The following is a 15,920-nucleotide window of genomic DNA, read 5'->3' as shown; positions in this document are numbered from 1 at the left end:
GTAATATAATAATTGAAATAATTAAAAACTGTGATTGAGGAAAGTAATTTTCATTAGAGTCTTCAGAGAGTTGGTAGCGCTGGAAACCAATGGCAATGATGTTGATGAAGTTCCCTCAGGAGTTGATTGGCTGAACATTCATGAGTAAAGTAATTTATTCGTATCACCATTAGGCGAATCCGGTGTCCCTCATCGTTAAAATAGGAAGAACGGGGCTAATGTTGGTCGTGTTCTAAAAAGGTGGATTAGTTAATAATCAAATTAGGTGGTACCGCGAGTCAGACTCGTCCTTTTCAATAAGGATGGGTCTTTTTATTTTACAAGGGCTGGAATGATGACTTTGTTTACAGGTAAACAGTAAGGCACTCCCTAATCATAAAGATGCCACAGCACGTGCATCTTGAATTTCACACCCATAACCACAAGCGATCCGATTTTAAATTAAAGAGAATTTTGGAGGAAAAAATGTATTGGAATAAGAGCTACGAATGCATGCCAAGAGAAAAACTGCAGGAGCTGCAGTTGGAACGACTAAAGCGAATGGTCAATCGGATTTATCACGATGTCCCGTTTTATCGCAATAAATTTCAGGAAAAAGGTCTGATGCCAGAGGATGTCAGCTCCCTGGATGATCTTAAAAAGCTGCCTTTTACAACCAAGGTTGATTTGCGGGATAATTACCCGTATGGGCTTTTCACCGTCCCTCTGGAACAGATCGTCCGAATCCATGCATCATCCGGCACCACCGGTAAACCGACGGTGGTTGGTTATACCCGGAATGACATCGCGATGTGGTCGGAGTTGATGGCTCGCTGTCTGGTGGCAGCTGGAGCTGGTCCGCACTCGGTGATCCAGAATGCCTATGGCTATGGGCTGTTTACCGGTGGTTTGGGTGTTCATTATGGGGCCGAACGACTGGGTGCCTCAATTATTCCGATCTCCGGCGGGAACACCGCCAAGCAAATTATGATTATGCAGGATTTTGGTTCCACCGTCTTGACATGTACCCCGTCCTATGCTATTTATTTATCAGAGGTGCTGGCGGAGTCGGGGATTGATCCGGAAACTTTAAAAATCAAAGCCGGTATTTTTGGTGCCGAACCCTGGTCAGAAAACATCCGCAAAGATATTGAGAAAAAACTCAAAATCAAAGCCTATGACATTTATGGTTTATCGGAAATCATGGGACCGGGAGTGGCCATCGAATGCGAATGTCAGGAAGGGCTGCACGTCTGGGAAGATCACTTTATTCCGGAAATCATTGATCCCAATACCTTGGAAGTACTGCCCTATGGCGAACAGGGGGAATTGGTGATCACCACTATTACCAAAGAAGGGATTCCGATTCTTAGGTATCGTACCCGGGATATTACCCGGATTATTGCCGAACCCTGCAGTTGTGGCCGAACTCATCTGCGGATCAACCGCCTCCAGGGGCGCAGCGATGACATGTTGATTATCCGTGGGGTGAATGTTTTCCCAACTCAGATTGAAAGTGTCTTGCTGGAAATTGGGGAAGTCGAACCCCATTATCAATTGGTGGTGCGTCGGGATGGTTCGCTGGACACCCTGGAAGTTAAGGTTGAACTCAGTGAAGCGCTGTTTTCGGATCGGATCAGTAATCTGGAGAACCTGGAAAAACGGATCCGGGATCGGATTCAATCGACCATTGGCGTGAGTACCAAGGTGGCTTTGGTCGAACCGAAAAGCCTGCCCCGTAGCGAAGGGAAAAGCCAACGGGTTGTGGATCTTAGAAAAATTTAGGAGGAGAAAAAATGATACGACAAGTTTCTATTTTCATCGAAAACCATGAAGGCCGACTGAATCATATATTGAAAATTCTGGCCGAAAATAAGATCAATATCCGGTCTCTGAATATTGCCGATGCCACCGATTTTGGGATCGTCCGACTGATTTTACAGGAAACCGAAAAAGGGATTGAGGTGCTTAAGAAAAATGATATCATTAGCACGGTGACCCCGGTTCTGGCGGCGGAGATTTCTGATGATCCCGGCGGATTAAGCACCCTGGTGAATGCCCTGACTGAAGCAAAAATAAATATTGTTTACGCCTATTCGTTTCTGCCGAAAAAAACCGACAATGCCATAATCATCATCCGGGTGGATGATGATGTGCAGCAAAAGGCCATCGAAACTCTGGAAAAGGTTGCCGAGGTAAATCTGTTGGATCGGGAAACGCTGTTGCTGAAATAATTTAACGGGTGAGGGTAAATTAGAAATATTTATAAATTTCCTATTGACATTCCGCAAAACTTTTCGTAAGATCAAAGGTATGAATTAAATGTAACTAAGAAAATGATTGATACAGGAAAGGCAAACCATGGCAACGTCAAGAAAAGGAACCCAAACAAAGAGTAATATAATAACGACTGCAAAGATTTTATTTTATGAGAATGGTTATAACAAAACCGGTATTCAGGATATCGCCGATCGTGCTGATGTCAAGCTGGGAACCATTACCTATTATTATAAAAAGAAAGATGATATGATCACCGACATCTATAATGTCTTCTTTTTGGCGTTGTATGATTATGTCTCGTCGGTTTCGGAGAATCTCAATCTTTATACCAAGTATTGTTATGCCCTGGTGCTGTATTATGAAGCGATTTTAAATGATGAGCATAACAAAACGTTGTACTATGAGGTGCTGGTAAAAAATGTCAATCCTCATGGACGAACCAACATTACCAACACTCTCAATCGCTCCTGTCTGGATTTTCTCAATAAGAATTATATCGAGGCCGATCTGGAAGTTATCGCCCGTTCCGAATATGGGGCCCGCAAAGAATTGTTTATTGATTTTTATGAAAAGAACATCAAATTTACCAGCCGAGCGATGATTTACTTTTTTATCCGGAATTTGTTCCGACTGATGAATTTAGATGGTGAAATGATTGAAAATACCATTCAGCAGGGCTTTGAGTTTTCCAACAAGAACAAACCAGAAGGCATTAAATTTTTAATCTAAAACATTTTTAAGGGCAGCAATCCATTGGAATGCTGCCCTTTTTGCGGTTTGATTGGGGAAACGTTGAGTCGGGTTTGATCGTAAGAATTTGTTAAGGAAATTCAGCGTTTTTTTGACAGAAGTTTGTGTTAAAGTTAGACCAAGATGAAACAGAAAGGCGGAAGCTTGCAAATGAGTATTTTAATCTGCGACGATGAAAAAGAAATCGTTGAAGCCCTGGAGCTCTATTTAAAAAACGAAGGCTATGCGATTTTAAAAGCCTATACGGGAAGAGAAGCCATCGCACTGGTGGAAAAAGAAGATATTGAGTTAATTATTATGGATGTGATGATGCCGGAGATGGATGGGCTACGGGCAACGATGAAAATAAGAGAAACCAAAAATATCCCAATTATCTTTTTATCGGCTAAAACTGAAGATAATGACAAGATCATGGGTTTGACCATGGGTGGTGATGATTACATAACCAAACCCTTTAACCCCATGGAGGTCATCGCCCGGGTCAAGTCGCAATTACGGCGCTACAACACCCTCGGTGGTTGCCCCGAAAAAGTGGGAACCTACCGTACCGGCGGCCTGGTGCTGGAGGATGACTATAAACGACTGACAGTGGATGGTGAAGAGGTGAAACTAACGCCGGTAGAATACAAGATCATGCATTTTTTGATGTCGGAAAAAGGCAAGGTATTTTCGATTGATCAGATCTACGAGAATGCCTGGGAAGAACCCGCTTACAATTCGGACAATACGGTGGCGGTGCATATTCGGCGGATTCGGGAAAAAATCGAGATAAATCCCAAAGAACCAAAATATCTAAAGGTGGTGTGGGGCATTGGCTACAAAATTGAAAACTATCTGGACTGATCAGAAATTTAAAATCACCTGTTCATTTTTGACGGTCGTATTGGTCACCATCAGTTTTGGTGCACTATTTGAAGCCTACTGGTTTAATTGGGATTATCTGGCCAATACCAATAATTATTTGGAGAGTGCAGAACTGCAAAATAAAGTTCTGACCGCCTACGATCATATCGATCAGGTTTATAATTTCTATCAGAGCGAAGAAAATATCCGGGCTGGAAATGCCATTGATCCTGCAGCGATGGAAGCCTATAAATGGGATATCTTAGCGGAGTTGGATCTTAATGATCCGGACGAAATGGGTGTCTCAACCGAATCGGAGATGCTCACTGATCCTGATTTCTGGGAGCCTTACGCCGATGAGCTCGAGGCCCAAAAAAAACAACTGATTAACGAGGGGCTGTTTCAGTATGAACGACTAAAAAAAGAATTGGAGCAAACCCAGGGGTTATCCTACGTTATTAACAGCAAAGGGGTCACAAACAGTCAGCCTAAAGACGCTAATCCGGATGATTTGCTTAAACGACGGGTGAATTTCACCTATAACAAGGGGGCGATTTCCTCGACACTGCCTAAGATGGATCAATTCGAACCATTAGACTACGCTGTTGAACCGGATTTTCAGGTCATCATTGGATTTGATGATGCCTATATTGCGGAGCGGGAAGTATTGTATCAGGCTGAACGTCAAGAATTTCTGTGGCTAATGAGTATCTTTGTCGTGTCGCTAATTCTTGCGGCGATCGGTATGCTGCTTTCCTGTATTTCGGCCGGCCGCAAAAAAGACAACGAGGGAGTCCAGCTATTGCCGATTGATGCGTTCTGGATTGACGCCCACTTTTTATTATTGCTGGTGGTGGAAACCCTGGTCGTTGCCGCAATTGTCTTTTTCTATGATCAGAATTTTCCGCGGGTGGTTATGCTGATGCTCTTTGCTGTCGGGGCAGCGTTGGGGTTAAACTTTCTACTGTCATTGGTGCGAATTTTAAAAGATCGCCGTTTTGGGGAGCGATTGTTATTTTTGAAACTGATCAAAAAGGGATGGGGATTTATTAAAAACCAGTTCAAGAAACTGGCTGGCTATTACAATGATGTCATGAAAGGCTCGCCGACAGTTAAACGGTTGATGTTCTGGGCAATTCTGCTGGTGATTCTGGCACTGTCGGTTCAGGTGCCGATTCTTGGTGTCTGCTCCTTTATTTGCATTATATATCTGCTTTATTTGGGTGGAATAAAAGCAAAAAAATATGATGGGATTCTGGAAGGGTTGGAACGCATAAAAAATGGTGAGGTTGACTATAAACTGATTGGCTATGATGGTGCTTTAGGTGAACTGGCGGATGGGATTAATGCCATTGGCGATGGCATTTCATTGGCAGTGTCTGAAGAAGTAAAAAGCCAGCGGTTAAAAACCGAGCTGCTGACCAATGTGTCCCACGATATCCGAACCCCACTGACCTCGATTATTACCTCCATCGATTTGTTAAAAAATGGAAACCTCGATCCAGAGGCAAAGCAGAAGTACTTGGAGATTCTGGAAAACAAGGCGCACCGACTCAAGGTGCTGACAGATGATTTGTTTGAAGCTGCTAAAGCGTCATCGGGTAACATTGAAGTGGAGTTCCAGGCGGTTGATCTGGAAATGCTGATGACCCAGGGTTTGGGTGAAATGGAAGAAGAACTTGGCAATTCCCAACTGGAGTTTATTACCCAATATCCTAAGGATCTTTTTGTGGTAACGGCAGATGGCCGCCTGCTCTGGCGGGTGATTGAAAACTTGCTTTTTAATATCCTAAAATATGCTCAAAAAGAATCCCGGGTGTATATTGAATTTTCAAAATGTGCTGCCGACAAAACTGGAATAGTGGTCTTTAAAAATGTCTCGGCACAACCGCTCAATATCTCTCCCGAGGAACTGATGGAACGATTTAAACGGGGTGATGAAACCAGAAACAGTGAAGGCAGCGGTTTGGGACTTGCCATTGCCAAAGACCTGATGACGATCCAGCAGGGTGAGCTGAGACTGGAAATCGATGGTGACCTATTTAAAGCCGCCATCATCTTACCAATGGCAGAATAGGTCCGACGATAAAAAGTTCACAAAGATAGTATCAGAATCTGATGCTATCTTTTTTTAGTATTGAGAAAAAATGGGTAAGTAACAAACAAAAGCAAAATAGATGACAAAAAATGGATATCATGCACAAATATGATTTATTTTGACTAAAAATGATTTATTATGATTGACAATGGCTGAAAATGGTGATAAGCTTCAGAAAAAGAGGTGATTAAGGATGATTATTGAAGAACGACTGGCAAAAATCCTGCAAATGGTTGAAGAAAAAGGCGTGGTTACAGTTTTAGAATTGTCGGAGACCCTAAAGATTTCGGAATCAACAATCCGCCGGGATCTGACCACCCTTGACAACAAGAAAAAGCTACGAAAGGTTCATGGCGGGGCGGCGGTGATAAACGGCAGTTTTGCAGCCGCTGATTTTGACCTTCAACTCCGGGAAGACCATCATCGCGATGAAAAACAAGCAATTGGCAAATTCAGTGCGGGACTGATTGAAAAAAATGATTTTGTTTATATCGATGCCGGAACATCAACGGAAGCCATGGTTGATTTTATCAATGAAAGCGGCGCTGTATATGTCACGAATGGGATGGTTATTGCGGCAAAACTTGTTAAAAAGGGGTGTCGGACAATTATCGTCGGTGGTGAAATAAAACCCATCACTGACGCCGTGGTGGGAAGTGAGGCCCTTCATTGTCTGGGCAAATATAATTTTTCAAAAGGTTTTTTTGGCACCAATGGGATTGATCGGAAAGCTGGTTACAGCACCCCAGACCCGACCGAGGCCCAGGTTAAAAGGGAAGCTTTCAGCCGCTGTAAGACAGCCTATGTACTGGCAGATCCATCGAAATTTAATCTGATTGCGCCAGTGAGTTTTGGTAAACTGGAACAAGCCGAAATTATCACAACCAGGCTGGGGAGTGAGAGCTATAAAAAATACACAAAGGTTTGGGAGGTGGATGGCAGATGATTTTTACGGTAACCTTTAACCCGTCTCTGGATTACATTGTGGGGTTGGACGCCTTTCGGGAAGGGGAGGTCAACCGCAGTGAATGGGAGCAACTCTATCCGGGCGGAAAAGGGATCAACGTGTCGATGGTTTTAAAAAACCTGGAGATCAGAAATATCGCCTTGGGTTTTATTGGCGGTTTTACCGGCAAAGAAATTCAACGGCGGATCAAAGATTTTGGATGCTATACCGATTTTGTGAAAATAAAATCAGGTATATCCAGAATCAACGTGAAAATAAAAGCCGACCAGGAAAGTGAAATCAACGGGCAGGGACCCGACATCAGTAAGAAAGAACTTGGGGAGCTGTTTAAAAAGCTGGAATCCATTGAAAAAGGTGATATTCTGGTTTTGGCAGGCAGTATTCCCGCCGCTTTGCCTGAAGATACCTACGAAAGCATCATGAAATTATTAGAAAACCGTGGGGTCAAAATCGTCGTGGATGCTACCGGTGAACTGCTACTTCGGGTGGTTAAATACCAGCCATTTTTGATTAAACCGAACAACCACGAGTTGGGGGAAATGTTTGGGGTTGTTTTGAACAAACGAGAAGATATTATTCTTTACGCTAAACGATTGCAGCAAATGGGTGCACAAAATGTGTTGGTATCGATGGCTGGAGAAGGTGCCATTCTGGTGGATGAAAGCGGCAAGGTTCATGAAATGAAGCCACCCAAAGGGATTGTCAAAAATTCCGTTGGTGCAGGCGATTCGATGGTGGCTGGGTTTATTGCCGGTTATCTTAAAAGTCAGGATCTGCAGGACGCCTTCCGGATGGGCGTGGTAACCGGAAGTGCATCGGCATTTTCAGAAACCCTGGCGACCAAAGCAGAAGTCATGAAGTTGTTGGATGAATTATCAAATAAAAACGAAGGGGGAAGAAAAAATGCGGATTATTGATTTATTAAAAGAAAAGGGTATTGATCTGGCCGGAAAACCAGCCAGCAAGGAAGAAACCATCCAAAAGTTAGTGCAACTAATGGCAAATACCGGAAATATTGCCGATCCAGAGGTCTTTAGAAAAGCGGTAATGGCCCGGGAGACAGAAGGATCTACCGGTATTGGGGAAGGAGTTGCAATTCCTCATGGTAAATCGCCGGTGGTGAAGGATGCCGGTTTGTCCGCCATGGTTGTTCGGGATGGAACTGATTTTGAGGCATTAGATGGTGAACCAGCCTATCTCTTCTTCATGATTGCGGCTCCGGAGGCGGCAAACACCCTGCATCTGGAAGTCCTCAGTCGGCTATCCACCATTTTGATGGATGAAGAATTCCGAACGAAGCTGATTGCATCAGCGGATGTGAAAACATTTTTAAAACTCATCGATGAAAAGGAACAGGAAAAGTATGGTGCGCCAGCAGCGGCCAAAACCCCGGAAATGACCAAAAACTATCAGCTCCTGGCAGTTACCGCTTGTCCCACGGGAATCGCCCATACGTATATGGCAGCAGAAAGTCTGGAAAATAAAGCCAAGCAGATGGGGGTTACCATTAAGGTGGAAACCAACGGTTCTGGCGGCGTCAAAAATCAGCTGACGACCGAGGAAATAAAAATGGCGGACTGTATTATTATTGCTGCCGACACCAATGTGGAGATGGGTCGTTTTAATGGCAAACCAGTGATTCAAACCAATGTTGCCCGGGGCATTCACAAACCCCAGGAGCTCATTGAAGAAGCTCTGGCAGGAAAGGTGCCAGTCTATTCAGGAGGCGTCCAGAATGTCGAAGATACTGGTGGGAGTGGAGAAAAAGAAAGTTTCGGCCGGAAAATTTACAAAGATCTGATGAATGGCGTTTCCCATATGCTACCCTTTGTTATCGGTGGCGGGATTCTAATTGCACTGGCCTTTTTGTTCGATGACTACAGCATTGATCCGGCCAGTTTTGGAAGCAATACTCCATTTGCCGCCTTCCTGATGCAGGTGGGAGGGACGGCTTTTGCGTTCATGTTGCCGGTTTTGGCGGGTTACATCGCCATGAGTATCGGTGATCGACCGGCTCTGGCTGTTGGTTTCGTCGGGGGGATGCTGGCGAACACTGGCGGTGCCGGTTTTCTGGGCGCTTTATTGGCAGGTTTTGCTGCCGGTTATCTGGTATTGGGACTCAAAAAAGTGTTCGCTAAACTGCCAGCCAGTCTCGAAGGAATTAAGCCGATATTGATTTATCCCTTCTTTGGTATTCTGCTCATTGGCGCATTGATGGTCTTTATCATCAACCCACCAGTGGCGGCCCTGAATGCGGCACTCAGTGCGGGACTAAACAGCATGGGTACATCCAGCAAAGTTATCTTGGGTGTTGTCCTTGGGGGGATGATGGCCGTTGATATGGGTGGGCCGGTTAACAAAGCGGCCTATACCTTTGGTTTGGCATCATTGGCTACGGGTCAGTTTGATATTATGGCTGCTGTGATGGTGGGCGGTATGGTTCCGCCGCTGGGGATTGCTCTGGCCACTACTATTTTTAAGAATCGCTTCACTAAAAAAGAACGGGAAGCGGGTCTGGCAAATTATGTCATGGGTCTATCCTTTATCACCGAGGGTGCGATACCTTTTGCCTCAGAAGATCCCCTCCGGGTGATTCCTTCCTGTATTGTCGGTTCGGCTCTGGCCGGTGGATTGTCAATGTTCTTTGGCTGCACGCTAATGGCACCTCATGGGGGAATATTTGTCTTTCCGCTGGTGGGAAATCCGTTTGGTTACGTTATTGCCCTGGCGGCCGGATCGGTAGCCTGTATGCTGATGCTCAGGATCTTAAAAAAACCAAAAACCAGCGACAGTGATGAACTGGAAATTGCATAGACAACCCAAATTAAAACCTGCCGTTAAGGTGGGTTTTAATTTGTTCTTTTTATGTAATGATTGTAAACAAATAACAACAAAGTAAATTCTAAACGAACAATGATCGGGTTTCGTTGTGAACAGTGCTGCAAATCGGTATAATTGGAAATGAGTATCTAAGATATTGAGATAATTTATAATACAAGGAAGTATCCAATGAAAAAGACCAAAAGAATCAGGCTGTTTATATGCCTAGTCTTGACGATCATTTTGAATGGTGCGTGCTTTCCAATCGGCATTCTGGCGGAAGACCAAACTGAGCAAGGCCCATTAACGCCAGTGATTGTCTTCTCTACCGATGTTGTTTATACTGGAAATCCCCAGGTTTTGGCAGCTGTTAATCCAGCACCCGATGGGCCTGAGCTTGATTTTGAACGAATCGAGATCACTTACAAAGGGATTTTGTCAAATGGCGAAGCATATCCATTATCAACGATTCCACCGTCAGAGTCAGGTACCTATATGGTGTTTGCGGCATATCGGGGCGATGAAAACTATCAAAAAATTGATAATCAAAAAGAAATTAAAATAAAGCCCATTGAGCTTAAAACGTCACAATTCTTCACCGAAAAGCCGATTACCAAGATTTATGACGGCAATACCAGTGTGCCCGAAGTTGCGCTGAAGGGTTTAGGGAATAGTGGCGTTGTTGATGCAGATAAAAATAAGGTGGCATTTAATTATCGAACTGCCAATTTTTTATTTAAAGATGTTAAACCGGCGACTGCCAATCTGGTTATTTTAAAAGAAATCACAATCGCTGGCAACAAGGCCAAAAATTATATTATTGTTGAGGAAAATCAGGGAACAAAGCCACTATCAAGCATTGATATATCTTTGGTAGCAGGTATTTTACCAAAACCGGTGGAGGTTTTCCTTGTCGGTCAGGATAAGGTTTATGATGGGACGCCAAACCTTCATGATTATAAACTGACTGTCAACAAAACGGATCTGATCCGGGGGGAGGATTTGGGCGCCTTTGGAGCTGAAAATTTTTATCCCTATTACGGGGACGTGAATACTCAGCAAAAAGACGTGGGCAATTATTATGTCTGGGCAACCGGAGGATTTTACTTATCAGGAATAAACGGAACGAATTCCGACAACTATACAATTTATAGTCAAACGATTATTTCCAAGAGTAAATATGCTATTACCCCAGCCTCAGTAACAGTGATTCCAAATTATGTTTCAAAAATTCAGGGCGAAGCAGATCCGGCACTAACGTATACGGTTTGGCAGGATGATTCAGGTGATGGTTTTGTTAAAGGTTTATATGGGAATGATGTGATGTATGGCGCATTAGAACGGGAAGCCGGAGAGGCGGTTGGCACCTACGATGTTTTGCTGGGAAGCTTGAATAATTCCAACTATCGCATTCGTTTGGCCGATAATGCAGATAAATTTGAAATTATTAAGAAAGAAGATGTGGTTGCGGTCTATGGGGGTAATGATTACAGCAATGGCGGGAATAGTGTGGTAGAAAAAGAAGAAGAATCGCCGGTACCCTATATGGGTATTGCGCTACTGTTACTTTTACTGATTGCTGGAGCCATTTTCTTTGGCAAGAATCGGCTGACAAAAATGGATTAGTGTAAAATAGAATGTAAAGAAAGAGATCTGTTGGAGAGGGCGGATCTTTTTTTGTGTCATGAATTGAATAAAGCCAGAAAAGAAAGTGAATCAGACAGAAAAAAGAAACGTTTACAGCAATTATGTGATAAAATAAATGGTAATAAAACAATAAACGAAACGAATTTTAATCAGTTGGAAAGGAAACGAAAATGAATAATGAAAAATCAGGCAGACGGTTTTGGCGAACCGGATTGATGGCAGTATTGGTTCTGCTCTTGCTGCCCATGGGCATTTGGGCGGAGGTTGATGGAAAAATGGCGACGACCGTATCGATAGCCAGTTCGCCCTCCTCGGTGACGTTTAACACGAATGCTGATGAGCTGGATAAGGCGGTATACAAAGCGATGAACATCGTGGTTGTCGATGGGGAGTCGAATAAAATCGCTTTTACTGCCGATGATATCAGTCTCGACTACAACCGTCAGGTTGGAACACAAAAAATAACAGTTACCTATAAGGGTAATGATCAGTATGAAACCAGCAATGCAGCGGGGACGATTGTTATCAATGAAGTTCCCAAAAAAGATACCCGGCTAGTGCTCAAAGCTAATCCACCAGCAGTGGGTTATTCCGCAGATACGGCAACCTTGGATAAGGCAGTTTATGATGATCTGGTTATCCAAGTGGTGGATGGGGATTCCAATAAGGTAAACTTTTCCCCCAGTGATATTACCCTGACCTACAATCATGCCGTGGGAACCCAGAATGTAGTCGTTGCCTATAAAGGAAACTCACAATACAATCCGAGCCAGGTTAATGCCACGGTTCAGATCACCGGAAAGCAGGATAGTAAGGTATCCATTGCGGCGAAGCCCCCAGCGGTCGCTTATACCAGTGATTCAGCAAAACTGGATTTAGCTGTTTATCAGGCGTTGAGTATCGTGGTCGTTGATGCGGGGAACAACAAAATCAGTTTTACAGCAGCTGACATTGATTTAAGCTACAACCGGGCCCCGGGAAAACAGGATGTAACCGTAAAATATAAGGGCAACGATCAGTTTTCGCCAAGCACTGCCACCGGGAATGTGGAAATTACCGGGAAGGTGGATCCACCGGCGCCAACCAAAGAAAACACCGCTATTAATTTGGCTAAACCGCCGATTGAAGTGGCCTATACCACTGATTCAGGAAAGTTGGATGCTGCTGTTTATCAAGCGTTGACCATTCAGGTCGTTGACAGCAAAGGCAAGGCCATTAATTTTACAACCACCGACATCGAACTGAGCTATAACCGGGTGCCTGGTGAGCAGCCGGTGACGGTAAAATATAAGGGGACGGATCAGTTTAACAGCAGCACGGCTACCCAAACAGTAACCATCACCAGTAAAGATGACAGTTCGCTGATTGTTTCCCAAAATCCGCCCAGCGTAGAATACGACGATAATCCCAAAAATCTGGATGATGCGGTGTATCAGGATCTATGCGTTGCAGTAGTGGATGACAACAATAATAAAATTGAGTTCAATCGGGATGATATCGAGCTTGATTATACCAGAGCAGTGGGTGAGCAGGAAGTGGTTGTCAAATACAAAGGCAATAATTATTTTAAAAGCGCTGTGGCCACCGTTCGGGTAAATATTGTCCAACCAAATTCCATCAATTCATGGTTGATTGCTGGAGTAGCCGGAATAATTGGCGCGATTGTGGTTGTTTTGGTGATTATTGGTGTGGTAGTTTATCGAAAAAAACATAATGCTTCTTAATTAAAATAGGTAAAAAGAATCTGTTTGGAACAGATTCTTTTTATTTGCAGGAATAACTGTTAATGGGTAATAAGGTCAATGGTTTAATTTATAGCGGCTTAACCTAAAAATCATTGACAACGGGGAGATAAAAAGATATAGTTAATTTGGAATAATAATAAATAAAATGTTTCTTTTGTTAGGTGAGGCTCCTATACAGATATGGCTGCTGCCCGGAAACATCGAAAGATGCCAATGGGTCAACAGGTACTATCGAATTAAGGTTTTACTTAATGCAGTTGGGCGATGCCCTATGCTGTATAGTGCCAAAACTCAACGAATGGAGGAATCATTATTTTTGCTGTGCGAAAATCTCCTCCGTTAAAGAGGAGTTTTTTTATTTATTTAACCAAAGAACCACAGGTAAAGCTGAAAAATGGTTTATCTTTGGTGCAAATTCGAAAAAAGGAGTGAGATAGGATGGACGCAGACCCTGGAGAGAAGCGTATAAAACAGAATGAACAAAAACTGAGCGCCCAAAATATCTTACGGATCATGGGCTGCTCTTAATAAAGGAGGAAAGCAATGATCAAAATCTACAAAACAATTGATGGTAAGATTCAAGAAATTGAAACCATTGAAAAGAACAGCTGGATTAATATGGTTAATCCAACTGAAGAAGAATTGCAGTTTATTACCAGAGAATTAGCAGTGGAACCGGATTTTCTGCGAGCCGCCCTGGATGAAGAAGAGATTTCTCGGGTGGAACTGGAAGATAATAACCAGGCACTAATCACCATTGACGTTCCAGTCATTGAAAAAGATACCAAATTGGTGCTTTACACAACCATACCTGTAGGGATCATTCAAACTGCAGATAATATTATTACTGTTTGTTTAAGAGGAAATACCCTGATTGATGATTTTGCCAAAGGTCGAGTTAAGAATGTTCACACCAATTTAAAAACCCGTTTTATCTTTCAAATCCTTTATCGGGTGGCCAGCCGATTTTTGATTTATCTGCGCCATATTAATCGGATGAGTACCGATATTGAACGGCAACTTCATATATCGATGAAAAATAAGGAGTTGATCCAGCTTCTTGACTTGGAAAAGAGTCTGGTGTTTTTCTCGACATCCCTGAAAGCCAACCAGGGGGTTTTAGAAAAACTGGAGCGGGGTCGGATTATTAAACTTTACGAAGAAGACAAAGAACTGTTGGAAGATGTGCTGATTGAAGTCCAACAGGCCATTGAGATGTCCAATATTTATGCAAATATTCTCAGTGGAACCATGGATGCCTTTGCATCGATTATCTCAAACAACTTAAATATCGTCATGAAGATACTGACATCCTTGACCATTTTAATGGCGATACCAACGATGATTGCCAGTTTTTTTGGAATGAACGTTGAAGGTTTGCCGATTCCCAATTTTTGGAGTGTGGTATTAATTTCGGTTGCCTGTACCGGGGTGGCCGCCTTTGTGTTATTCAAGAAAAAGATGTTTAGTTAGAGCGGGCTAAAAATTATCATTGACAAAGAAATTCAACCGGGTATATAATAAATTTAATAAATGAATAGTCTGTTTCAGGGCGAGGTGTAAGTCCTCACCGGTGGTGATGCGTAAAAGCGATAAGTCCACGAGCCGAAAGGCCGATCTGGTTAGAATCCAGAACCGACGGTATAGTCCGGATGAAAGAAATGGCGTACAATTTTACGCGCAAAGCCCTTGAAAAGAAATTTTCAAGGGCTTTTTAAGTTGACTGGACAGACAATTGAAGGAGGATTTTTATGAAAATCAAGACAAAACAATTGACCCAGATGGCAGTATTGGCGGCAATGTCCATACTATTGGTTTACCTGATTCATTTTCCGATTTTTCCGGCGGCGCCATTTTTGGAGTACGATCCAGCCGATATTCCTATTTTTATCGGTGCATTTATGTTTGGCCCTTTAGGTGGTCTAATTCTAACTGCTGTTGTTTGTGTTTTGCAGGGAGTGACCGTTAGTTCGGCTAGCGGGATTATTGGAATTCTGATGCATTTTTTCGCAACTGGATCCTTTGTATTGGTAGCCGGAAATATTTATAAAAGAAACAGAACCAGAAAAGGTGCAATCATCGGTTTGGCATTGGGTACGGTCACGATGACAATAACCATGGCGTTATGGAACATTGCCATCACACCGATATTTTTGGGAATTCCGGTGGAGGCAGTTTTACCAATGATTATCCCAGTCATTATTCCCTTTAATCTGATCAAAGCTGGAATCAATTCAGTCATTACCTTTGTTGTTTACAAATCCGTCAGCAAGGTGTTGGGTCTGGAGATTCAAGAAGCAAAGGTCGCAGAAAGTAAATAGTTAAAACTTCATTATACTAAGGAACCTGAAATCAATTGATTTCAGGTTCCTTTTTTGAATTCCCAATAACTGTGAGTAGGACATAACAGAGAACATGAAAAAACTTTCAAAAACCAGTTGACAGGAGGGTGAAAAGAGCGTATACTAATGAAGTTGTCTCGAGTGAGGCAGCGGACACAGCTGATACAATGAAATGAACTTAAAAGAATTTCAAAAAACAGCTTGACAACCACAGGAAACGACGATATAATAGAAAAGCTTCTCCGGTCGGAAACGATCGCAGAACAGCGGTCATAGAAAAGAGAATAGTACCATAAAACCTGTAAAACAGCCAAAACATCTGCGAGGATGAAGGCGGCTAAATAGAAACAGAGAGATGTACTCTTTAAAACATTAACTCGGTAGAGTATAAAACACAGTTATTCATGAGACAGCATTTAAAAGCCAAACGGCTTTAAATACAAACTTTT

At 43.0% G+C, this 15,920-nt stretch carries 12 protein-coding genes, 2 riboswitches and 1 other annotated feature; all 12 genes read left to right on the top strand.

The window, feature by feature from the left end; genetic code table 11:
- Positions 1 to 21 precede the first annotated feature (21 nt).
- Positions 22 to 295, top strand: a binding site (T-box leader).
- A 170-nt stretch (positions 296 to 465) separates the two neighbouring features.
- The 12 genes from B3F51_RS06925 (at position 466) to B3F51_RS06870 (ending at position 15,450) form a co-directional block, all read left to right on the top strand.
- Positions 466 to 1,764, top strand: a complete 1,299-nt coding sequence (locus B3F51_RS06925) for a phenylacetate--CoA ligase family protein (RefSeq protein WP_070371536.1) — start codon at positions 466 to 468, stop codon at positions 1,762 to 1,764.
- An 11-nt stretch (positions 1,765 to 1,775) separates the two neighbouring features.
- Positions 1,776 to 2,213, top strand: coding sequence for an ACT domain-containing protein (locus B3F51_RS06920; protein WP_070371535.1), 438 nt, complete (start codon positions 1,776 to 1,778; stop codon positions 2,211 to 2,213).
- Between the two features lie 127 nt (positions 2,214 to 2,340).
- On the top strand, positions 2,341 to 2,988 hold the full coding sequence (locus B3F51_RS06915; RefSeq protein WP_070371534.1) for a TetR/AcrR family transcriptional regulator: 648 nt from the start codon (positions 2,341 to 2,343) through the stop codon (positions 2,986 to 2,988).
- A gap of 171 nt (positions 2,989 to 3,159) precedes the next feature.
- Positions 3,160 to 3,852: a response regulator transcription factor gene (locus B3F51_RS06910; protein WP_070371533.1), complete on the top strand. Its 693-nt coding sequence runs from the start codon at positions 3,160 to 3,162 to the stop codon at positions 3,850 to 3,852.
- Positions 3,821 to 5,929: a sensor histidine kinase gene (locus tag B3F51_RS06905; protein WP_286946256.1), complete on the top strand. Its 2,109-nt coding sequence runs from the start codon at positions 3,821 to 3,823 to the stop codon at positions 5,927 to 5,929. Before B3F51_RS06910 ends, B3F51_RS06905 begins: the two co-directional genes overlap by 32 nt.
- Positions 5,930 to 6,143: 214 nt before the next feature.
- Positions 6,144 to 6,896: a DeoR/GlpR family DNA-binding transcription regulator gene (locus tag B3F51_RS06900; RefSeq protein ID WP_070371531.1), complete on the top strand. Its 753-nt coding sequence runs from the start codon at positions 6,144 to 6,146 to the stop codon at positions 6,894 to 6,896.
- The gene (gene pfkB / locus B3F51_RS06895) at positions 6,893 to 7,834 is read left to right on the top strand and encodes a 1-phosphofructokinase (protein WP_286946254.1); all 942 of its coding nucleotides are present in this window, start codon (positions 6,893 to 6,895) and stop codon (positions 7,832 to 7,834) included. The genes B3F51_RS06900 and pfkB overlap by 4 nt, the downstream gene beginning before the upstream one ends.
- Positions 7,821 to 9,731, top strand: a complete 1,911-nt coding sequence (locus B3F51_RS06890; RefSeq protein WP_286946282.1) for a PTS fructose transporter subunit IIABC — start codon at positions 7,821 to 7,823, stop codon at positions 9,729 to 9,731. Before pfkB ends, B3F51_RS06890 begins: the two co-directional genes overlap by 14 nt.
- Before the next feature lie 195 nt (positions 9,732 to 9,926).
- Positions 9,927 to 11,363 carry a YDG domain-containing protein gene (locus B3F51_RS06885; RefSeq protein ID WP_286946252.1) on the top strand — a complete coding sequence of 479 codons (1,437 nt, stop codon included), beginning with the start codon at positions 9,927 to 9,929 and terminating at the stop codon, positions 11,361 to 11,363.
- A gap of 191 nt (positions 11,364 to 11,554) precedes the next feature.
- Positions 11,555 to 13,108: a hypothetical protein gene (locus B3F51_RS06880; RefSeq protein ID WP_286946250.1), complete on the top strand. Its 1,554-nt coding sequence runs from the start codon at positions 11,555 to 11,557 to the stop codon at positions 13,106 to 13,108.
- 167 nt (positions 13,109 to 13,275) lie between these two features.
- A riboswitch (M-box (ykoK) riboswitch) is annotated at positions 13,276 to 13,439 on the top strand.
- 233 nt (positions 13,440 to 13,672) lie between these two features.
- A complete protein-coding gene (locus B3F51_RS06875) occupies positions 13,673 to 14,602 on the top strand; it encodes a magnesium transporter CorA family protein (protein ID WP_286946248.1) in 930 nt (309 codons plus the stop codon).
- Positions 14,603 to 14,668: 66 nt separating this feature from the next.
- Positions 14,669 to 14,797: riboswitch (FMN riboswitch) on the top strand.
- A gap of 83 nt (positions 14,798 to 14,880) precedes the next feature.
- Positions 14,881 to 15,450, top strand: a complete 570-nt coding sequence (locus B3F51_RS06870) for an ECF transporter S component (RefSeq protein WP_070371525.1) — start codon at positions 14,881 to 14,883, stop codon at positions 15,448 to 15,450.
- Positions 15,451 to 15,920 lie beyond the last annotated feature (470 nt).

Source organism: Acetobacterium sp. UBA5834 (assembly GCF_002435675.1).
GTDB lineage: Bacteria > Bacillota > Clostridia > Eubacteriales > Eubacteriaceae > Acetobacterium > Acetobacterium wieringae.
This window is presented reverse-complemented; position numbering and strand designations above follow the sequence as displayed.